Annotated in this window: 22 protein-coding genes and 1 pseudogene; 6 read left to right on the forward strand and 17 right to left on the reverse strand. The window is 63.0% G+C overall.

Features of this window, described 5'->3' with window-relative positions; translation table 11 throughout:
- Positions 1-38: 38 nt before the first annotated feature.
- On the reverse strand, positions 39-1253 hold the full coding sequence (gene glgC, locus WDS16_RS15865) for a glucose-1-phosphate adenylyltransferase (protein ID WP_338886199.1): 1215 nt from the start codon (positions 1251-1253) through the stop codon (positions 39-41).
- A 76-nt stretch (positions 1254-1329) separates the two neighbouring features.
- Here glgC and glgA point away from each other — a divergent pair, with 76 nt between their 5' ends.
- Positions 1330-2505 (forward strand): glycogen synthase, encoded by a 1176-nt coding sequence (gene glgA / locus WDS16_RS15870; RefSeq protein WP_338886200.1) that lies wholly within the window; start codon positions 1330-1332, stop codon positions 2503-2505.
- Here glgA and WDS16_RS15875 read toward each other — a convergent pair.
- The 10 genes from WDS16_RS15875 to dapE all read right to left on the reverse strand — a co-directional run bounded on the left by WDS16_RS15875 (position 2475) and on the right by dapE (position 10670).
- On the reverse strand, positions 2475-3311 hold the full coding sequence (locus tag WDS16_RS15875) for a methyltransferase domain-containing protein (RefSeq protein ID WP_338886201.1): 837 nt from the start codon (positions 3309-3311) through the stop codon (positions 2475-2477). The genes glgA and WDS16_RS15875 overlap by 31 nt on opposite strands.
- A 72-nt stretch (positions 3312-3383) precedes the next feature.
- Positions 3384-3551 carry a DUF3117 domain-containing protein gene (locus WDS16_RS15880; RefSeq protein WP_068369835.1) on the reverse strand — a complete coding sequence of 56 codons (168 nt, stop codon included), beginning with the start codon at positions 3549-3551 and terminating at the stop codon, positions 3384-3386.
- 98 nt (positions 3552-3649) lie between these two features.
- Positions 3650-4258 (reverse strand): DNA-3-methyladenine glycosylase I, encoded by a 609-nt coding sequence (locus WDS16_RS15885; protein WP_338886202.1) that lies wholly within the window; start codon positions 4256-4258, stop codon positions 3650-3652.
- Complete coding sequence (locus tag WDS16_RS15890; RefSeq protein WP_338886203.1) at positions 4255-4578, reverse strand: DivIVA domain-containing protein; 324 nt, start codon at positions 4576-4578, stop codon at positions 4255-4257. The genes WDS16_RS15885 and WDS16_RS15890 overlap by 4 nt, the downstream gene beginning before the upstream one ends.
- A 29-nt stretch (positions 4579-4607) precedes the next feature.
- Positions 4608-5540 (reverse strand): glucosyl-3-phosphoglycerate synthase, encoded by a 933-nt coding sequence (locus WDS16_RS15895; RefSeq protein WP_338886204.1) that lies wholly within the window; start codon positions 5538-5540, stop codon positions 4608-4610.
- Positions 5537-6397 (reverse strand): dihydropteroate synthase, encoded by an 861-nt coding sequence (gene folP / locus WDS16_RS15900; RefSeq protein WP_338886205.1) that lies wholly within the window; start codon positions 6395-6397, stop codon positions 5537-5539. The genes WDS16_RS15895 and folP overlap by 4 nt, the downstream gene beginning before the upstream one ends.
- A gap of 39 nt (positions 6398-6436) precedes the next feature.
- Positions 6437-8215 carry a long-chain-acyl-CoA synthetase gene (locus WDS16_RS15905; RefSeq protein ID WP_338886206.1) on the reverse strand — a complete coding sequence of 593 codons (1779 nt, stop codon included), beginning with the start codon at positions 8213-8215 and terminating at the stop codon, positions 6437-6439.
- 65 nt (positions 8216-8280) lie between these two features.
- Positions 8281-8823 carry a TIGR00730 family Rossman fold protein gene (locus WDS16_RS15910; RefSeq protein ID WP_338886207.1) on the reverse strand — a complete coding sequence of 181 codons (543 nt, stop codon included), beginning with the start codon at positions 8821-8823 and terminating at the stop codon, positions 8281-8283.
- On the reverse strand, positions 8820-9563 hold the full coding sequence (locus WDS16_RS15915) for a TIGR00730 family Rossman fold protein (protein WP_338886208.1): 744 nt from the start codon (positions 9561-9563) through the stop codon (positions 8820-8822). The genes WDS16_RS15910 and WDS16_RS15915 overlap by 4 nt, the downstream gene beginning before the upstream one ends.
- A gap of 9 nt (positions 9564-9572) precedes the next feature.
- Positions 9573-10670 (reverse strand): succinyl-diaminopimelate desuccinylase, encoded by a 1098-nt coding sequence (gene dapE / locus WDS16_RS15920; protein ID WP_338886209.1) that lies wholly within the window; start codon positions 10668-10670, stop codon positions 9573-9575.
- A gap of 121 nt (positions 10671-10791) precedes the next feature.
- Here dapE and dapD point away from each other — a divergent pair, with 121 nt between their 5' ends.
- The 4 genes from dapD to WDS16_RS15940 all read left to right on the forward strand — a co-directional run bounded on the left by dapD (position 10792) and on the right by WDS16_RS15940 (position 14932).
- A complete protein-coding gene (dapD, locus tag WDS16_RS15925; protein WP_338893480.1) occupies positions 10792-11745 on the forward strand; it encodes a 2,3,4,5-tetrahydropyridine-2,6-dicarboxylate N-succinyltransferase in 954 nt (317 codons plus the stop codon).
- 111 nt (positions 11746-11856) lie between these two features.
- Positions 11857-12570: a hypothetical protein gene (locus WDS16_RS15930; protein ID WP_338886210.1), complete on the forward strand. Its 714-nt coding sequence runs from the start codon at positions 11857-11859 to the stop codon at positions 12568-12570.
- Positions 12549-13922 carry a cytochrome P450 gene (locus WDS16_RS15935; RefSeq protein ID WP_338886211.1) on the forward strand — a complete coding sequence of 458 codons (1374 nt, stop codon included), beginning with the start codon at positions 12549-12551 and terminating at the stop codon, positions 13920-13922. Before WDS16_RS15930 ends, WDS16_RS15935 begins: the two co-directional genes overlap by 22 nt.
- Positions 13919-14932, forward strand: a complete 1014-nt coding sequence (locus WDS16_RS15940) for a GAF domain-containing protein (RefSeq protein WP_338886212.1) — start codon at positions 13919-13921, stop codon at positions 14930-14932. The genes WDS16_RS15935 and WDS16_RS15940 overlap by 4 nt, the downstream gene beginning before the upstream one ends.
- Here WDS16_RS15940 and WDS16_RS15945 read toward each other — a convergent pair.
- From WDS16_RS15945 to WDS16_RS15955, 3 genes and pseudogenes are all read right to left on the reverse strand, one after another.
- Positions 14929-15354, reverse strand: coding sequence for a 6,7-dimethyl-8-ribityllumazine synthase (locus tag WDS16_RS15945; protein WP_338886213.1), 426 nt, complete (start codon positions 15352-15354; stop codon positions 14929-14931). The genes WDS16_RS15940 and WDS16_RS15945 overlap by 4 nt on opposite strands.
- A gap of 21 nt (positions 15355-15375) precedes the next feature.
- A complete protein-coding gene (locus tag WDS16_RS15950; protein WP_338886215.1) occupies positions 15376-15798 on the reverse strand; it encodes a DUF1810 domain-containing protein in 423 nt (140 codons plus the stop codon).
- Positions 15795-15959, reverse strand: a pseudogene (locus tag WDS16_RS15955) (CoA-binding protein); the annotation flags it as partial. The pseudogene WDS16_RS15955 and the gene WDS16_RS15950, both read right to left, overlap by 4 nt.
- A 258-nt stretch (positions 15960-16217) precedes the next feature.
- Between WDS16_RS15955 and WDS16_RS15960 the strand changes: the two are divergent.
- The gene (locus tag WDS16_RS15960; RefSeq protein ID WP_338886216.1) at positions 16218-17438 is read left to right on the forward strand and encodes an IS110 family transposase; all 1221 of its coding nucleotides are present in this window, start codon (positions 16218-16220) and stop codon (positions 17436-17438) included.
- Positions 17439-17442: 4 nt separating this feature from the next.
- Here the strand turns inward: WDS16_RS15960 and WDS16_RS15965 are convergent, their stop codons facing one another.
- The 3 genes from WDS16_RS15965 to WDS16_RS15975 form a co-directional block, all read right to left on the reverse strand.
- On the reverse strand, positions 17443-17787 hold the full coding sequence (locus WDS16_RS15965; protein ID WP_422395675.1) for a CoA-binding protein: 345 nt from the start codon (positions 17785-17787) through the stop codon (positions 17443-17445).
- Positions 17784-19082: an O-acetylhomoserine aminocarboxypropyltransferase/cysteine synthase family protein gene (locus tag WDS16_RS15970; RefSeq protein ID WP_338886217.1), complete on the reverse strand. Its 1299-nt coding sequence runs from the start codon at positions 19080-19082 to the stop codon at positions 17784-17786. The genes WDS16_RS15965 and WDS16_RS15970 overlap by 4 nt, the downstream gene beginning before the upstream one ends.
- Positions 19083-19344: 262 nt before the next feature.
- A complete protein-coding gene (locus WDS16_RS15975) occupies positions 19345-20391 on the reverse strand; it encodes a MerR family transcriptional regulator (RefSeq protein WP_338886218.1) in 1047 nt (348 codons plus the stop codon).
- Positions 20392-20410: the final 19 nt, after the last annotated feature.

Raw genomic sequence — 20410 nt, forward strand, 5'->3', positions numbered from 1 at the left:
GGCGGAGCCGCCAACCCCATTGCTAGCCGGCGGAGCAGCTAGATCCACACGCCCTTGCCCACGGAGACGACGCCCCCGGCAGAGACGTTGAACCGTTCCTTGTCACGCTCGAGGTCGACCCCGATGATCTCACCAGGACCGACGACGACGTTCTTGTCCAGGATCGCGCGCCGAACCACTGCGCCCTTTCCGATCTTGACGCCCGGCATCAGCACACTGCCCTCGACGGTCGCCCCGTCGTCGATCATGACGTTCGACGACAACACGGAGTTTCGGACGGTTGCCGCCGACAGGATGCAACCTGCGCCGACGACAGATTCTTGTGCGAGTCCCCCTTGAACGAACTTGGCCGGGGGCAGATTCTCAGCTGCGCCGCGGATGGGCCAACGGCGGTTGTACAGGTTGAAGATCGGGTGCACGGACACCAGATCCATGTGGGCGTCGTAGAACGCATCGATGGTGCCGACGTCCCGCCAGTACCCGCGATCGCGTTCGGTCGCGCCGGGAACCACGTTGTCGTTGAAGTCGTACACCGACGCGACTCCGGCCTCGACGAGCGCCGGGATGATGTCGCCACCCATGTCGTGATCGGAATCGGAGTTCTCTGCGTCCGCCTTGATCGCGTCGATGAGCACCTTCGTCGTGAAGACGTAGTTACCCATCGACGCATAGGTGACGTTGGGGTCGTCCGGAGTGCCGGGCGGTTGCGCCGGCTTCTCGAGGAACTGCGTGATGTTGCCGTTCTCGTCACTGTCGATGCACCCGAACGCGAAAGCCTCGCTCCGCGGAACTCGGATACCGGCGACCGTGACCCCTGCACCGGAATCGATGTGCTGCTGCACCATTTGTTCCGGATCCATGCGGTACACGTGGTCGGCGCCGAACACCACGATGTACTCGGGGTCTTCGTCGTAGACGAGATTGAGCGATTGGAAGATGGCGTCGGCGCTGCCGGTGTACCAGCGCGGACCTAGTCGCTGCTGTGCCGGCACCGGAGTGATGTACTCCCCCGCGAACCCGGACAGGCGCCAAGTCTGCGAGATGTGTCGGTCGAGTGAGTGCGACTTGTACTGAGTCAACACGCAGAGCCGGAGGTAACCGGCGTTGACGAGGTTGCTCAGAACGAAGTCGATCAGTCGATATGCGCCGCCGAATGGGACGGCAGGCTTAGCTCGATCCGCGGTCATCGGGTAAAGCCGCTTACCCTCACCGCCGGCAAGCACGATCCCTAGTACGTGCGGTTGTGTCCTCACGCTACCAACCTATCCGTAGCGGATGAACCTTGCTAGCAGTACACGCGTTTCGCCCGATGAATGTAAGTTGACAGGTGTGCGCGTTGCAATGATGACAAGGGAATATCCGCCTGAGGTCTACGGCGGGGCAGGTGTACACGTCACCGAACTGGCGGCGCAGCTGAAAGCGCTGTGCGAGGTCGACATCCACTGCATGGGGGCGCCGCGCGACACTGCGCAGGTTCACGATCCCGACCCCGCACTTCGAGGAGCGAACGCCGCCCTGACCACGTTGTCGGCGGAGCTTCGTATGGCCAACGCGGCTGCAGGTGCCGATGTGGTGCACTCGCACACCTGGTACACCGGACTCGCCGGGCATCTGGCAGCGGAGCTGTACGGCGTGCCGCATATCCTCACCGCCCATTCACTCGAACCTCGTCGACCATGGAAGGCCGAGCAGCTGGGCGGCGGCTATCGAATTTCATCGTGGTCGGAAAAGAACGCCGTCGAGTACGCAGATGCCGTCATCGCCGTCAGCGAGGGCATGGCACGAGATGTGCTCGACGCCTATCCCCGTCTCGACCCGAGCCGAGTTCATGTGGTGCGCAATGGAATCGACACAGAGAACTGGCATGCAGGCCCCGCAGCCGATGCCAACGATTCTGCCCTCGATGCAATCGGTGTCGATCCGAACAGACCGATCGTCGCCTTCGTCGGACGCATCACCCGACAGAAGGGCGTTGGACATCTGATTGCCGCGGCGCACCATTTCGATCCGTCGATCCAGCTCGTGCTGTGCGCGGGCGCGCCGGACACCCCGGATATCGCTGCCGAAACCGAGCGTGCCGTCGAAGAGCTCCAAAGATCCCGTACCGGCGTCTTCTGGGTCCGCGAGATGCTACCGACCGAGAAGATCCGCGAAATACTCTCTGCTGCTACAGTTTTCGTGTGCCCTTCGGTGTACGAGCCCCTCGGCATCGTCAACCTCGAAGCGATGGCGACAGAGACCGCAGTCGTCGCATCGGACGTCGGGGGCATCCCCGAGGTCGTCGATGACGGTGTCACCGGGCGCCTGGTTCACTACAATTCCTACGAGCCTGCAGCATTCGAGCGGGCGCTGGCACAGACAGTGAACGAGGTAGCCCTCGATCCACAGACGGCGGCGACCATGGGGACGGCAGGCAGAGCGCGGGCCGTCGCCGAGTTTTCCTGGGGTGCCATCGCTCAGCAGACGGTCGAGGTCTACGAGGCAGCGCTCGCACGGCGGGCATAAGTCCCGACCACGACGGACGCCGTCACCTCGACGGTGTCCGGCAGGTCCGATATCGACTCCCGCCGCGATGATTCCGTCGTATGGCGCGCCGAGGGGCCCATAGCGACGAGGCTCTCGACTTCGGTGTGGCCCAGGTGCATCCGGTACTCGACGCTCGTGCGGTCGAGCAGATCGAATTTTCCGGCCAGTGAATCCCCGAGCCTGCGGGCCTTGTCCTCGTCGACACCGATGAGGCCGAGAGTGCCGATCAGCTCCTGCTGATGTCGGGCCGTCGGGGTCACAACAATCAAAATCCCGTCGGGTTCGAGTACTCGCCTGAGCTCCACCGCATTTCGTGGCGAAAAGACACACGTGACCGCGGCTATCGATCCCGCACGCACGGGCAGCCCCCGCCACACATCGGCAACGACCGATCCGATGGCAGGATGTGCTTGGGCGGCACGACGAGCCGCCGCCTTGGACACGTCGACGCCGACGCCGCGCCCACCGGTTCGCTCGAGTACCGCTGCCAGATAGTGCCCGCTGCCGACGCCGACTTCGAGGATAGTCTCGCGCTGACCGACGGCGTCGACCACCGCGTCCGACACCGGAGCGAAGTGCCCGCCATCGAGAAACTCCGTCCGCGCGGCGATCATCTCCGCCGAGTCTCCGACGATCTTGCCTGCACTCCCGGACAGGAGACTGACGTAGCCCTGCCTCGCGACGTCGAAGGTATGTCCGCGGTCGCACAGGACCGTGCGATCGACGAGATCGACACCGGCACCGCAGTGGGGGCAGATCAGTACGTCTACTACGTCGGAGAGCATGTACCCGACCCCATCACGAAGCCCCGCCTACCGGATCGGCAAGCGGGGCTTGGCACAGAAACAGACGAGCAGTTAACCGGTGACGCCTTTCAACTCTTCACCGAGTGCGGCTGCTTCGTCAGGGGTGAGTTCGACGACAAGACGTCCACCACCTTCCAGCGGCACCCTCATCACGATCCCTCGTCCCTCTTTGGTTGCTTCGAGGGGACCGTCCCCGGTCCGGGGCTTCATCGCCGCCATCCTCTGCTCCCTCCAGATCTGCGCCACCCTGCTCTGCGCGTCGGTCAAAAAAAGATGTTCTCGCCGTGAGCGGCGATGTTCTCGAGTCCTATTCTTCCCTATCCAGGGCCATACCGGGAACCGGAGTCGGTATTCGGCGGTGTCACGAGGCAATCGGACAGGTGATCGTCCACCATTCCGGTGGCCTGCATCAACGCATAGGCCGTCGCCGGACCGATGAATCGCAGCCCGCGGCGCTTGAGTTCCTTGGCCATCGATATCGATTCCTCGGTCACTGCGGGCACATCCGATGCCGAAACGAGACGTCGTGGTCGGGGCGGCGGCGCGAAAGACCACAGTAGCGAGTCCAAGTCGGTGTCGCGTAGATCGAGGATGACCCTGGCATTGCCGATGGCCGCCACGATCTTGGCGCGGTTCCGCACGATCGATCGGTCGGTCATCAATTGCTCGACGTGGTCCGCCCCGAAGGAGGCAACCTTCTCGACGTCGAATCCCTCGAATGCAGCACGGAAGTTCTCCCGCTTGCGCAGAATTGTGATCCAGGACAGCCCCGATTGAAAAGCCTCCAGGCACAACCGCTCGTAGAGGGCGTCACGGCCGTGGAGCACACGGCCCCATTCGGTGTCGTGATAGTCCCGGTACAGCTCGTCGTCGACTGCACCCCAGGGGCATCGGAGTTTGCCGTCGGGCCCTTCGACCGACGTCATTGTTCGTCTGCAACGGTCGGCGCTTCGGCTGTGACCGGCGCTTCGACGGCAGTGAGCCTGGATCTGAGTAGATCGATCTCGGCGCCCAATCTGTCGAGTGCCCAGTCGACCTCGCGCTGATCGTATCCGCGGAGTGTCTGCTGAAACTTCAGCATCCGGACGTCATCCCCGGTCACCCCTTCGGCCGGCAGAACCGTCGCAGTCGTCCCTTCCGGGAGTGGCTCGAGTTCCTCACCGCGCCCGAATACGGCGCTCGCTACGAAGAAGAGCAGGGCCGCGATGACGGCAATGATGACGACGTACATCAGGAGCGTCAGCATTGCTGAATGTTCTCATGCGGCCCTGCCCGTCACACGTGCAAGGTATTGATGGCCGGTCGATCGGCCAGCGACACCTCGGTGGAGAACGGCACGAACGAGTCGCCGTCGACGCGAAATTGCATGAGCCCGGCGCCCGAATCAACCATCCCACACCTGTTCAGCATGGTCCCCACGATCTGTCGGCTCATCGCGCCGAGTTCGACCAGAGGACGGTTGCGGTGCTTGCGCACGCCGAGGTTGACCTGACCTATGGCGTTGAGTCCCAGCCGATCGTAGGTGTCGAGCAGCAGCCCGATCTCCACGCCGTAGCCGGGCGCGAACGGTACCGAGGACAGCAGTTCCCTCGTTCCCGCGTACTCGCCGCCGAGCGGTTGGATAACGCCGGTCAGTTCGGGCCGGAGCGCGGCGAGCATCGGTCGCGCGACCAACTCGGTGACTCGACCTCCACCGTTGGCGTCCTCCGTGCCGCTCGTGCGCAGCGGTCGACGGTAGTAGCCCTTCACGAGATGGATGCCGTCACGCATCAGAAGTGGACCGAGGAGCTTCGGTACGAACGCCGGGTCCGGGTTGATGAGATCGGAATCGACGAACGCAATGAGATCTCCAGTAGATGCCGCGACCGAACGCCACAGCACCTCGCCCTTTCCCCTGACCGGATCCAGCCCTGGAATCGCTTCTTCGCGGCTGATGACTCGCGCCCCTGCCGCCGTGGCTTGCTCTGCGGTGGCGTCGGTCGATCCGGAGTCCAGCACGATCAACTCGTCGACGAGACCGCCGAGCAGTGGGTGGATCGTGTCCACTACTGCGGCGACAGTGTCTTCCTCGTTGAGCGCAGGCAATACGACCGAGACGGTGCGGCCTGCCTTGGCTGCCTCCAACTCCGCCAGTGACCACGACGGAGAATCCCAGCCGTTGGTGTCTGCCCATGATGTCGTCACGGTGGTTCGGTCGGCAAGGGTCATGCGAGACCCCTCACTGTCCGAGCCGGGATTCTCGTTCCCTGGATCGCCGCAACCATGTCTACGACTCTTCTGGTCGACGCAACCTCGTGCACCCGGAACATTCGGGCGCCGCCTGCCGCGGCCAATGCTGTCGCTGCCAATGTTCCCTCCAACCGGTCGGCGAGTTCTACACCTAGAGTCTCCCCGATGAAGTCCTTGTTGCTCAGCGCCATGAGCACAGGCCACCCGGTGTTTACAAGAACGTCCACGCGACGCAACAACTCGAGCCCGTGGAAGGTGTTTTTTCCGAAATCGTGAGTCGGATCGATAAGAATCGAGCCCTTCCGCACCCCCGCCGCGACAGCTTTTTCGGCCGCGGCCGTCACCTCGGAGACCACATCGGCAACCACATCGGTGTATCGGACGCGATGCGGGCGGGTTCTCGGCGTCGCCCCGCCGGTGTGAGAACAGACGATCCCGACGCCTTCCGCGGCAGCAACGGCAACGAGGTCCGGATCTGCGCCCGCCCACGTGTCGTTGATCAGGTCGGCACCGACACCGCACGCAAGACGAGCGACTTCGCTGCGCCACGTGTCGACGCTGATGAGCAGATCCGGGTACTCACCGCGGATCGCCTCGACGAACGGGACGACACGTCGGATCTCCTCGGCGGCGTCCACTCCGGCACCAGGACCGGCTTTGACGCCACCGATGTCGACCAGGTCCGCACCCTCTGCGACAGCCCGATGCACCGAAGCCATTGCTGCGACATCGGTGAAATTTGCTCCCTTGTCGTAGAACGAGTCGGGAGTGCGGTTGACGATCGCCATGACGAGTGCGCGATCGTCCGGCACCGACTTGCCGCAGAGAGTGCTCATGAAAACCAGTCTGGCACGGCTCGGCGTCGTGCCAGCTGGCTACTTGGAGCTGGGAGCCTTGCCTGCCGCGACTTCGTCGACGTAGCCGTCGTAGGCCTTGTCGTAGCCGCCCGACTTTCCGCGCAACACGTACAGCTCGCTGTCGCCGTCGTCCTCGTACCCCAGTTTGCGCAGAGCGACCTTCTGGCTCTTGAACGTCGAGGTCGTTTCCAGGCTTTCGACGACCCGGACGAACAGTGGCACCGCGTACGTCGGAAGCTTGTCGTACAGATGCTCTGCGACGGCTTTGCCGTCGAACGCCTCTCCGTCCCGCAGTGTCACTGCAGCCATTCCCGCTTTGCCGTCGGTGCCGTCGATGTCGACGCCGTAGACGACCGCGCCGTCGACGGCCGGATGCCCACCGAGTGCGCCCTCGACCTGCGTCGTCGCGACGTTCTCGCCCTTCCATCGGAAGGTGTCACCGAGTCGGTCGACGAAGGCGACGTGCAACCAGCCCTGCTTCCGAACGAGGTCACCGGTGTCGAACCACTGGTCACCGTCCTTGAATCCGTCACGGACCAACTTCTTCTCGCTTGCCGCGTCGTCGGAGTAGCCGTCGAACGGCGCCCGATCGGTGACCTTCGACAGCAGCAGACCGACCTCACCGGTGCCTACCTTGCGTAGCTTTCCGTTCTCCCCGCGCTTGGCTTTGCCACTCTCCTCGTCGTATTCGACGACTGCGTACGGCAACGGGCACACGCCTGCGGTCTTCTTCATGTTCAGCGCGTTCACGAACGCGATGTTGCACTCGCTGGCGCCGTAGAACTCGGCGACCCGCTCGATACCGAAACGATCGGTGAACTCCTCCCATATCTCAGGGCGGAGACCGTTGCCGACGACGAGCTTGACCGTGTTGTCGCGGTCGGTGTCCTTCTTCGGTTGAGTCAGCAGGTAACGGCACAGTTCACCGATGTAGGTGAACGCCGTTGCCTTGTTCACCTTGATGTCTTGCCAGAAGTTGCTGACCGAGAACTGCTTGCCGATCGCCATCGTCGCACCGCCGGCAAGCACCGAGGACAGCGTCACCGTCAGGGCATTGTTGTGATAGAGCGGCAAACAGCAGTAGATGACGTCGTCTCCGCGCAGCCGGACGCCCATGTTTCCGAGCCCGGACATCGACTTGAGCCAGCGGAAGTGACTCATCAGAGACGCCTTCGGCATCCCGGTGGTGCCCGAGGTGAAGATGTAGAACGCCTTCTCCTTGGCTTGGATCTCGGACGTGACCGCCGGGTTGGCCGACGACTCCTTCTTCGCGAGTTCGGCGAGCTCGCGCAGCGGAACCACCGATCCCACCTGCGGCGCCTTCTCGAGAGAGTCGAGAGCTTCCTGCGCGTTCTCGTCCAACACCAGAACCTTGGCGTCGAGGATTCCGAGGCTGTGCTCGAGTACGTCACCGCGCTGGTTGTAGTTGAGCATCCCCGCCGTGGCCCCGAGCTTGACGGCCGCAAGCGCAGCGAACAACGCCTCGGGGCGGTTCTTGCTCAGCACGCCTACGACGTCGCCGCGCTTGACACCCCGATCGGCGAACACACCCGCATACTGATTGACCAGCGCGTTCGCGTCGGTGTACGAGATCGACTCGCCTTCGAATCGCACAAAGGGATGACTGCCGCGCTTGGCAGCGGCGTCCTGGAAGACCTGACCGATGGAAGCCTTGTGGTGCGGCTTGCGGGTGAAGCCCGCCAAGCCCTTCAGCAGGCTCGGCACCTCCGTCACCATTTTCGGCAACGCGACGGCAAGGTCGGTCACTCCGATTTTCTGACGGGCATCGACAGCCATGAACTCCCCTTATGTGTTCGATGTGAGATTTCTTACCCTACTCCAGAGTAACAAGAGTTGATAGGTCACTCCCGAGGCGAGCAAGCATCGAGTGCGGCCTCGATCGTCACCGTTCTGACCAGCGCGTCCAGGGCTCGCTGCTGAACGAATCCCGTCGAGGAGAGACTGTCTACCCACTGCAGCAGACCGCCGAAATGCCCCACTGGATCCAGCAACACGATGGGCTTGTCGTGCATGCCGAGGTAGCCGGCCGTCCACGTTTCGAACAGCTCCTCCAGCGTGCCGATCCCGCCGGGAAGCGTGATGAAGGCGTCGGCGCGATCCTCCATGATCTTCTTTCGCTCCCGCATCGTGTCGGTGACGATCAGCTCGTCCGCATCGACGTCGGCGACTTCGCGATGCACGAGAGCCTTCGGGATGACGCCGACGGTGAAGGCACCGGCCGCCCGCGCAGACTCGGCGACTGCACCCATCATCGACACGTTGCCGCCACCGGACACCAAACCCCAGCCGCGGTGGCCGATCGCTGTCCCGAGCTCGCGGGCCAGTTCGATGAAGGATGCATCCACCGGCCCCGAGGCGCAGTAGACACACACGTTCCAACTCACAACTTCTCCCCCGTCGTACTCCGAATGATCTGCACTGCTTGTTCGACGCTGTCGGTGCAATGAATGAGCTCGAGGTCCGACGGCGACACTGTGCCTTCGGCCACGAGGGTGTTCTTGATCCAGTCGATCAGCCCGGACCAGAATTCGGTGCCCAACAGGATGATCGGGAACCGAGTGACCTTGCCTGTCTGCACCAGCGTCAGCGCCTCGAACATCTCGTCGAGCGTGCCGAACCCACCGGGTAGGCACACGAATGCCTGAGAGTACTTGACGAACATCGTCTTTCGAACGAAGAAGTAGCGAAAGTTGATGCCCAGGTCCACCCACTCGTTGAGACCTTGTTCGAACGGCAACTCGATGCCGAGTCCGATGGAGTATCCGTCGGCCTCGCACGCACCGCGGTTCGCGCCCTCCATCACTCCGGGTCCACCACCTGTGATCACCGCGAATCCGGCTTCGGCGAGGGCTTTTCCGAGTTCTCGACTGCGTTCGTACTGCGGATGGCCTTTCGGTGTACGCGCCGAACCGAACACGGTGACGGCCTTGGGCACCTCGGCGAGTGCACCGAAGCCCTCCACGAATTCGCTCTGAATCCGCAGCACCCGCCAGGTGTCGGTGTGAATCCAGTTTCCGGGTCCCCGCTGATCGAGCAACCGCTGATCGGAGGTGGAAGTTTCCGAGTTTCGCCCCCGGCGTAGGACCACCGGCCCCTTGTGCTTGATCGCCTTCTCGTCGTCCATGCGGACAGGCTATCCGGCAGTCAGGTATCCCCGTAGGACGCGTGCAACATCGGTGATCTGCTGAGTCGGCACCCGTTCGTCACGCTTGTGGGCCAGGTTCGGATCGCCTGGGCCGTAGTTCACCGCTGGAATTCCGAGCGCCGAGAATCTGGAGACATCCGTCCAGCCGTACTTGGCTCGGAACTGTCCACCGGCAGCCGCGATGAGGGCGGACGCTGCAGGGGCGCCGAGACCGGGCAACGCGCCGGGTGACGAGTCGGTGACTTCGAAACCGAGGGAGAGTCCGTCCACGAGCTCACGCACATGCTCGATTGCCTGTTCGACGCTCCGATCCGGAGCGAATCGAAAGTTCACGTCGAGTTCCGCTGCATCAGGGACGACGTTGCCTGCCACGCCGCCCGAGATACGGACTGCCGAGAGCCCCTCGCGATAGACGCAGCCGTCGATGTCCACGTGACGCGCCCGGTACGCGGCGAGCCGGTTCAGGACCGCTCCGAACTTGTGGATCGCGTTGTCTCCCAACCAGGATCGCGCACTGTGCGCCCGGGTGCCGCTGGCCGAGAGCCGAACCCTCAGCGTGCCCTGGCATCCTGCCTCGATGAATCCACCGGAGGGTTCGCCCAGAATTGCAACATCTGCCTGCAACCACTCGGGAAGTTCGCGCTCGATTCGACCGAGTCCGTTCTTCGACGCTTCGATCTCTTCGCAGTCGTAGAACACCAGAGTGATGTCGTGGGCGGCGTCGGTGACGGTGGCAGCCAGATGCAAGAACACCGCATCTCCGGACTTCATATCGACGGTTCCGCAGCCGTGGATGACGTCGCCCTCGGCATCGTCGTCGGTCCGACGGCTCGGCACATTGTCGGCGATCGGCACGGTATCCAGGTGCCCCGCGAGCATGACGCGACTGCTCAGACCCCGGTTGGTACGCGCTAGGACCGCATTACCGCTGCGGACGATCTCGAATCCGCTGGTCTGCGCCCGCAATGCAGCTTCCACGGCGTCGGCGATGACGGACTCGTCTTCGGAGACGCTGGGGATGTCCACCAGGGCTGCGGTCAGATCGATCGGGTCGGCGTGCAGGTCCAGCTCAGGGTACGAACTCACCGAACCAGTCTAGATCTCGGCTTCCGCCGACCTCGTACACCGCGCCGACAGAATTCAACTGCCGAGGATCTTCATGGCTGCCCGCCACCTGGCCTATGTCTACACCGTATTCTCGACAACTGTGAGCGCACAGGGAGCATCAGCAATCGGCCTAGCCAACATCACCACCAGTGGAGTCGTACTCGACACCTGGTACCCGAGCCCCGAACTCGGCGAGTTCACCGACACCGGGACCACCAGGCTCGAGGGCTCCGAGATCCCTGCCGAGCTTGCAGATCTCGTCGGGCCCGACACTGCGCGAGGCCTCGACGTCGTAGCGGTCCGCACAACGATCGCCTCCATCGACGATGCGCCGATCGACGCCCATGACGTCTACCTGCGTCTGCACCTACTCTCGCATCGACTCGTTCAGCCACATGGGGTGAACCTCGACGGTCAGTTCGGATTCCTCGCGAACGTCGTCTGGACCAATTTCGGTCCCGCCGCCGTCGAGGGCTTCGAGACCGTCCGCGCACGGCTGCGCGCCCGCGGGCAAGTCACCGTCTACAGCATCGACAAGTTCCCGCGACTCGTCGACTACGTCGCTCCGACGGGTGTCCGCATCGCCGACGCCGATCGTGTGCGACTGGGTGCGCACCTCGCCAGCGGCACCACGGTCATGCACGAAGGCTTCGTCAACTTCAACGCAGGTACGCTCGGCAACTCGATGGTCGAGGGTCGGATCTCGGCCGGCGTCGTAGTCGGAGACGGCTCCGACGTCGGTGGCGGCGCATCCATCATGGGCACGCTGTCCGGTGGCGGCAAGAATGTCATCTCCGTCGGCAAGAGTTGCCTGCTCGGCGCCAATTCGGGCCTGGGGATCTCCCTCGGTGACGACTGCGTCGTCGAGGCCGGTCTCTACATCACCGCAGGAACCAAGGTCACCGGACCCGACGGCACCGTCGTGAAAGCTGCAACGTTGACCGGCAACAGCAACCTGTTGTTCCGACGCAACTCGGTGTCCGGCGCCGTCGAGGTTGTGCCGTGGAAGGGCACCGGCGTCGAACTGAACGCGGCCCTGCACGCCAACGACTGAGTCAGACGCTTCTGTATACTGCTCGAGCGCTTCCATACGGGAGTTTCCCGCGGCTTGTCGACCCGGCCCGGACGTTGCATCACCGCGTTGACCATTACGGCGAGGGCAACTATGAGCGTGACGTTGGTACTGGGTGCAAGCGGCGGGGCTGGAGCGACCGCGACGGCTGTCGGTCTCGCCAACGCGTGGGCGATCAACGGCTCCGCAGTGGTGGCGGTCGACGCCACTGTCGGCGGAGGAGACCTGGTCGACCGCGCTGCCGACTACAGGGTCACGTCGACGACGATCGAGTCGGGCTTCCCCGACGGCGATCTATCCGTATCCAGTTCCGGCCTTCAGGTAGTGGGTCGGGCTTGGTTGGAGGCGACCGAACCTGACTTGCAGCGGATCGACTGGTACCTCCGCCACAACTCCGACATCTCGCTGTACGACTTCGGTCATCGTGCGTTCGGCCGCGACAGTGCCCGTCCTCTTCGGACCGACCCGTCGGCGGCGATCGTGCTGGTCGTATCAGCCCGGCCCGATGCGCTGAGTCGCGTGCGGACCGCACTCCAGACCATCTCACTGACGATCGGCGAGCGGGCCGTCGACCGAACCTCGGTCGTCTTGACGCATCAGGTACCCGGTGCGCCCGTCGTCGACGTCGCCGAGCTGAGGGAAAGCCTCTCAGTTCGTGCAGTTTCGGTCGACGAGATCCCGTACGACCCTCATCTCGGTGCAGGGCTGACGATCACTGCCACCGAACTGGCACCACGCACTGCCGCGGCCTACGAGCGGCTACGCGAACGAACCTCCAATTGGGAATGCGGCACAATGTCGGCGTGACGATACCGACACCCCGCTTTCGCCTCCCGGTCCTCGGCGACGTTCTGAGTATCGACGCAGACAAGCCCACCCAGCGTGAACTCGAGATGGCGGCCGAACTCGGTCCGATCTTCGAGCGCAAGATCCTCGGTCACCGACTGATCGTCGTCAGCGGTGCAGATCTAGTCGCCGAGTTGAACGACGAGTCGAGGTTCGCGAAGTTCCTTGCGCTTCCGCACCGCAAGCTCCGCGCGCTCGGCGGAGACGGTCTGTTCACGGCGTTCAATTCCGAACCCAACTGGGGAGCGGCACATCGCATTCTCATGCCCGGTTTCAGTCGAGAAGCGATGCGTCGCTACCACAAGGTCATGACCGACGTTGCCTTTGAGCTGGTCGAGCACTGGAACACACGTGCGGGCAGGTCGATCGACGTGACCGCCGACCTCAACAAATTGACACTGGAGAACATGGCCCGCGCCGGTTTCGGTTACAGCTTCGACGCATTCGTTCGCAACGACGACGAGTTCGTCGCTGCAATCGTGCGGATCCTCGGCTATGTCAATCGCACGTCGAACGATATGCCGTTCATGCGCGTATTTCGTCGTGGGGATCGCATCCGCAACGATCGCGACATCGCCTACGTGCACGGCGTCGTCGACGAGGTGATCGAAAAACGGATACTCGACGACAGTCGTCACGACGATCTGCTCGACCTGATGCTTCACACCCCAGATCCGGAGACCGGCGAGTTGTTGGATCGAGTCAACATCCGCCACCAGGTCCTGACGTTCCTCGTCGCCGGAAACGAGACGACGGCCGGAACCCTTGCTTTCGCGCTGTACTTCATCGCCACTCATCCCGATGTCGCGGCGAAGGTTCGCGCCGAGGTCGATGCGCAGCACTGGTCTGCGGAATCGGTGTCCTACGAGGATGTCTCGAAGATGCGCTACACCCGCAGCGTCGTCGACGAAACTCTGCGGCTATGGCCGTCGGCACCCGGATATTTCCGGAAAGCGCGTGAGGACACCTCACTCGCGTCGGGTCGATACCCGATGAAAGCAGGGGAATGGGCTTTCGTACTGACTCTCGGTCTCCACCGAGATCCGGTATGGGGTGCGGACCCGGAGCAATTCGATCCGGATCGATTCTCCCCTGAACGCGCAAAGTCGCGTCCCGCGCAGGCATACCGCCCCTTCGGAACCGGGATGCGGGGCTGCATAGGCCGGCAGTTCGCACTGCACGAATCGGTGTTGACACTCGCAGAACTGGTACGAGCCTTCGATTTCGAGCTGGACGAAGGATACGAACTGAACGTGCAGGAATCCCTCACACTCAAACCGCAGAACATGCGGATGAAAGTCGTGCCGAGATGACCGCCTCGAGTCCGGAATGGACGCTGATCGAAACTTTGGTCCCTGGCACGATGAGTGTGGTCGCCAAAGGTGGACAGCCCAAGAGCCTGCATGAATCGCTGTCTCTGCAACGACTGTCGCCCGATCCGAAGATCGCGGTCGAGCCGTTTCTCACCCGAGCGCTGAGTGCCCGCGGCCCCTACGAAGAGACAATCGACGTTCGCAACCGTGCTGGATCGACGACCTATCGACTGCTCGCCCAGCCGGTGATGGGCCCGACCGGCGCTGTCCACGCTCTGCAGATGTGGATCGGTCCTGCGGATCGGGAGCCGAGCCCGCCGAGGTCGGCGTCGGGGGTGAGCTGGCTGCTCGACCGCGGCGTTATCGCCCAGACTCTCGAAGCATCGATGATGTCGGGGGTGGAACCGGAAGCACATGTACCGGAGCGAACGCCCGCCGAGTACTACGCGAAATCGATTCGGTTCGACGACACCGCAGGACTGTTCACGCTCTGCCTTTCCCCGACGGAAGGCGGCACGTGGGAAGGATCGTTCTCGGTGCTGCACGCCGACGGACGCGTCATGCGGTGGCACTGTCATGCGCGCGCCTGCCTCGAACCAGGAGAGGTCGGCGTGCGCGTGCTCTGGCACGACGTCACCGACACCGTCGACCCGGACAAACCGATTCTCGACGTGCTGGCACGCCAAAGCGGAATGGATGCGCTCGGCATCTACCCCGCACTACTCGCTCCGCGGCGGGGCTACCTCGCGATGTGGCTCTGCGACACGCCGGCTCCGTGGGTGCAGTGGCGTGACGTCTCCTCCGGCAACGACGTCTTTCATCCCGACGACCGAACCATCGTGTCGGATGCGCACGCGCGGTTGCTCGCCGGTGGAAGCCACGAAGAGATCACCGTCCGCACCAGGGCCTCGTCCGGCTCCGAGGTGTGGATTCCGACGCGCATGCGCATCTCCGTCTATCCAGGCGATCTGGGCGAACACCTGGCAGTCGTCGACATGTACCGCAACTAGCCGATCGACTCGAGCGATTCGAGCGTGCGCACCACTGCCTGCGCCGCTTCGGCACCCTTCTTCTCGAGATGATTCGCAAAGAACTCGTTGTGGTCGGCATGCTCGTGAAAGTGGTGCGGCGTCAACACAACCGAGAACACTGGGACGTCGGTATCGAGCTGCACGCGCATCAGACCGTCGATCACAGCGGTCTCGACGAACTCGTGTCGGTAGATTCCACCGTCGACGACAAGGGCTGCCGCGACGATTGCGGAGTACCTACCCGTCCTCGCCAACCGCTGGGCGTGCAGCGGGATCTCGAACGCGCCCGGCACCTCGAACAGATCGACATCGCTGCCGAATTCCTGTACGAATCCTTCACGTGCGCGATCGACGAGATCCTTGTGCCAGGTGGCTTGAATGAACGCTACGGTTCCGGGCATGTAGTCCGTCACTCCTTGATGCTAGTGGTCGAGTAGATCGAGAGTTCTCTCATCCGGCGTGCCGCCGAAGTACTTGTGGAGGATCTTTCCGAAGATCGGGTCGGTCGGGGCTGCTTCGGCGAACAACGTAATCGACGAGTGCAACTTGAGATCATCTGGATACCCGAATATCTCGGCGACGCTCCGGCCTTCGACCTTCTCCACGAGCGCGGCCGCCTGGTGCAGACGTGGACCGAGGACTTCGTGCTCGAAGTACAGCTGCGCCTCGGTCAGATCCGCAAGTGCGTAATGCTGCGCGGTGGCACTGAGACCGAGCCCAGCAAGTTGAGGGAAGACGAACCACATCCAATGTGTGCGTTTGCGCCCCTCCTTCAGTTCGCTGCACACCGCCGGCCACACCGGATCCTGTGCGTCGACGAACCGCTGCAAGTCGTAGTCGCTCATCCTGCTCGCACTCTCCTCGAATCGATGACGCCGGTGTCGAAACCCGCCAAGTGCAGGCCGCCGTGGAATCGGGCGTGTTCGATCTTCAGGCATCGATCCATCACGACATTCAGTCCCGCGTCCTCGGCATCGCGTGCGACCTGCTCGTGCCACAGCCCTAATGGGACTTGATCGGCGAGTCTTCGACAGTAGCGAAGTTAGTCGGAGAAAGCTGATCACCGAGCCGCTGGTGGGTGATCACTATATGGCCCCGGAGAGAAGATCGACTCCTAAGGTTAGATCGTGGCCCCACCGGCCGGCGAGGGTTCCCAGAACGCTGATGGGGTGTCGTGCCAGTCGAGCACTGATCCATTAGGTCGCCGTCCGGATCCCTCGAGGCTCACCGCCAGTGACCGAAACGGACGTGAGGAGAACTGCCCGTGATTTTCGTAGGAGACGACTGGGCCGAAGACCACCACGACATCCACGTGATGAACGCCGACGGAAAACGTTTGGCGTCCCGCCGATTACCCGAAGGTCTGGCAGGCATCAGCGGGTTTCACGACGTGGTGGCCTCCCATGCCCGCGAACCTGCCGACGTCGTCGTCGGCATCGAAACCGACCGAGGCATGTGGGTATCGGCTCTGCTCGCAGCTGGATACACCGTCTACGCGATCAACCCGCTCGCCGCCGCACGCTACCGAGACCGCCACCACCTCTCGGGTGCGAAATCCGACGCCGGTGACGCCAAACTCTTGGCCGACCTGGTGCGCACCGACCGACACAACCACCGCACCATCGCCGGTGACACCGCAGACGCCGCCGCGATCAAGGTGTTGGCCCGCGGGCACCAGAACCTGATCTGGTCCCGCAACCGACAAATCAATGCACTGCGCTCAGCGCTCCTCGAGTACTACCCCGCCGCACTCGAAGCATTCAACAGTCTCCACCACCGCGACGCGGTCGCCGTCCTCTCGCGTGCCGCCTCGCCCGCCGAAGCGGCACACCTGAGTGCAGCGAGCATCCGAGCGATACTGAAAAGGGCAGGGCGGCAACGCAATATCGAATCACGAGCTGCAGAGATCCAAGCTGCGCTACGCACCGAGCACCTCGCAGCACCGCCGCCCGTTGCGGCTGCATTCGCGGCCACCACCCGCTCGGCGGTAGCGCTGATCGCGGAACTGAACCGTCAGATCGGCGACCTCGAAGCCGAACTCGCACGCCATTTTGAAGCACACCCGGACGCCGACATCTACCTCTCCCTGCCAGGACTCGGTGTCATCCTCGGCGCCCGGGTGCTCGGTGAATTCGGTGACGACGTCAACCGGTACACCACCGCCAAGTCTCGCAAAAATTACGCCGGAACGTCACCGCTGACGATCGCGTCCGGCAAAAAACGGGCCGTTCTGTCCAGGCACGTGCGCAACCGGCGGCTCTACGACGCAATCGACCAATGGGCATTCTGCGCCATAAGCCAAAGCCCGGGAGCTCGCGCGTTCTACGACCAACACCGCACCGCCGGGGACCTCCACCACCAAGCACTCCGCGCGCTCGCCAACCGACTCGTCGGACTACTGCACGGCTGCCTACGACATCGCACCAAATACGACGAACACATCGCCTGGGCACACCGAACTGAACAACAACCCACCGCCGCTTGACAAATTACGGCCCTGGGATGTCTAACTGCAGCCAGATCGTCGTGGCCTTGACTTCGCGAGCTTCCTCGAGAACCGCAGGAAGGTCGTCGTACTTGCGGAACACGTCGACCAGATCGGGGGCCTTCGGAAGATCGGACAGGGTCGGATACACCGTGACGCCCTCGATCTCGCTGACTGTCGGATTGACGAGAAAGATCTCGTAGTGACTCGTCGACGACAGGTATCGATTGACGAAATAGCTTGCTCTGGAGGGATTCTTGGAGGCGCCGACGATCGCCACTGTCTTCGTCTCACGCAGGATCCGTTGACGCTGCTGCGCCGAAGGGCCATCCCACGAACGCACTGTCATGACCTCTCCTGTCCGGTCGCCGACGTCAACGCTTGGTCCAGGTCCCACAGTATGTCCTCGACGTCCTCCAGTCCGACACTGATTCGAACAAGTTCCGGTCCGACGCCCGCTCCGCGCAACTGTTCGTCGGTGAGCTGGCGATGCGTAGTGCTTCCAGGATGGATGACGAGGGTCCGCACGTCACCGATGTTGGCTACGTGGCTCGCGACCTGCACGCTCTCGACGAACTTCTGGCCGGCTTCACGACCGCCGAGGAGCCCGAATGCGAACACAGCGCCGGGGCCCGACGGGAGGTACCGCTCAGCGCGACCGTGGTGCGGATGGCCGGGCAGACCTGCCCACTTCACGTAGTCCACGCGGGAGTCGCCGTCGAGCCAGGTTGCGACTGCCGCGGCGTTCGCCACGTGCGCGTCCATCCGTTGGGGCAGTGTCTCCACGCCCTGGATCAGCGTGAACGCAGACTGGGCAGACAGTGATCCACCGATGTCGCGAAGCTGCTCACTGCGAAGCTTCGTCAGGAACCCGTACTCGCCGAAATTGCCCCACCACGACAGGCCACCATACGACGCGACGGGTTCCGTCATATGCGGGAATTTCCCACTGCCCCAGTCGAACCGGCCGGACTCGACGACAAGCCCTCCGAGCGTCGAACCGTGGCCCCCGAGAAACTTCGTCGCCGAATGCACGACGATGTCGGCGCCGAACTCGATCGGACGGCACAGCCACGGTGTCGCCATGGTCGCATCCACCACCAGCGGGATCTTGTTCTCGTGCGCAATCGCAGCGAGACCTTCCAGGTCGGCGATCTCGCCCGAGGGGTTACCGATGATCTCGACGAAGATCAGCTTGGTTCGATCCGTCACGGCGGCTGCGAAATCACCCGGATCGGTGCCCTGCACGAACGTGGTGTCGACGCCGAACCTCCGCAGCGTCACGTCGAGCTGAGTAACCGTTCCGCCGTACAACCCTGCTGCCGCGACGATCTGGTCACCGCTGCCTGCCAGTGCCGCGAACACCGCGAACTCGGCGGCGAGGCCACTTGCGAAAGCTACCGCACCGATGCCGCCCTCGAGGCTCGCAACGCGTTCCTCGAGAGCGGCGACGGTCGGGTTTGCTATCCGGCTGTACACGTTTCCGTACTTCTGCAGAGCGAAGAGATCTCCGGCATCAGCCGCGTTCTCGAATACGTAGCCGGCCGTCGAATAGATCGGTACGGCGCGCGAACCTGTCGACGGGTCGGGTCGAGCACCTGCGTGTATTGCGCGCGTACGCAGGCCCAATGATCTCTCGCTCATCGCTCAGTCCGTTTCGAGTCGTGTGTGGAGTACTCGACGGGATTGGCTGCGGCTTCGCGGGTAGCCGTCGTGACCGAACCCAGATGTGACAGAGCTGTGGACATAGTTGTCCCCTTCGTGAGTGCTTGTGAACCGGACCGATTGGTTGGATCAGAACCGGCAACAACCGGAAGTGCACACGAGGGCGAAATCGACAGTGCGACGCCTGACAAGCACTACGGCTGTCACATGAGTCGCGGTCACGAGTGCGACAGTAGCAGCATCACTGGAAGGTTCTCGGGTCCACGGGCATCGCCAACGTAGTGAGGTCCCCGTTGTCGGCGGACCTGACCACGACCGGCATGTCCGGGCCGCTGATATCGATCATGACGTCCGGACCCAGCGCCGACGCTACGGCGGGATACAGAGTCGTCACCGCGAACGCCAGGTCGATCGACGCTCCCGTGGTCGTCGCCTCGATGTCGGAATGTGCGGTCGAACCCGGTGCCGATACCCGTACGCAGTCCACCCCCACCGCCACGTTCAGATACTTGTTCTCCTGGTTTTCGATCGACTTCTGCAGTGCAGCTTTGGACAGCACGACGCGGGTCGTCACCTTGGGCAGCGAGTCCAGCATGGACCGATAGTTCGGAAACTCCTCCTGAAGCGTTCTGCAATGTCTGTCGGCAGGTTGAAAGTCGACACCGGACGGTCCGATGCTCAGGTTCACCCGATGCTGCTGCCGAACTGCAGGCAAAGCCGACCGGAGATCGTCGCCGTCGATGAGAACCGACCATGTCGACGAAACCTGCTGCGCCACTTGAATCGTGCGGGTCGACAGCCTGAAACGATCGGTTGCAGTGAGGGTCAGAACATCGTCCTGCGCTTCCAGGTACACCCCTGCCAGCACAGGATGGTCGGGGTCATGCGCTGTCGCAGTGAGGATCTGCTCGACGGCGTTGGCAAAGATCGGTCCGTTCACAGTCATCATGGTTTTCCCTTTCTCGGGGTGGAGTGCTGCGCGTATGTCGCCTGCCGCCTGTCGAGCTCGGTGAGCGTCGTCGAACAGGATGTTGACGTGCTCGTCGATGTGCGCGGTGTCGCCGGCGAGGACACGCGCTACCTTGTCCAGCGGCATATCGATCTCTCGAAGACGCCTGACGGTCACGGCTTGCGCAACTTGTTCGGGTGCGTAGTAGCGATAACCGGTCGACTCGTCCACCCATGCCGGCAGCAGCACGGACGAATCTGCGTAGAAGCGCAGCGAGCCAGGTGTCAAACCCGTTGCGCGAGCGAATGCTCCGATTGTCATCAGTTCCGATGTGGTCACTCGTTCATCCTCAGGTCTC

It is taken from the genome of Rhodococcus sovatensis (genome assembly GCF_037327425.1).
Classification (GTDB): Bacteria; Actinomycetota; Actinomycetes; order Mycobacteriales; family Mycobacteriaceae; genus Rhodococcoides; species Rhodococcoides sovatense.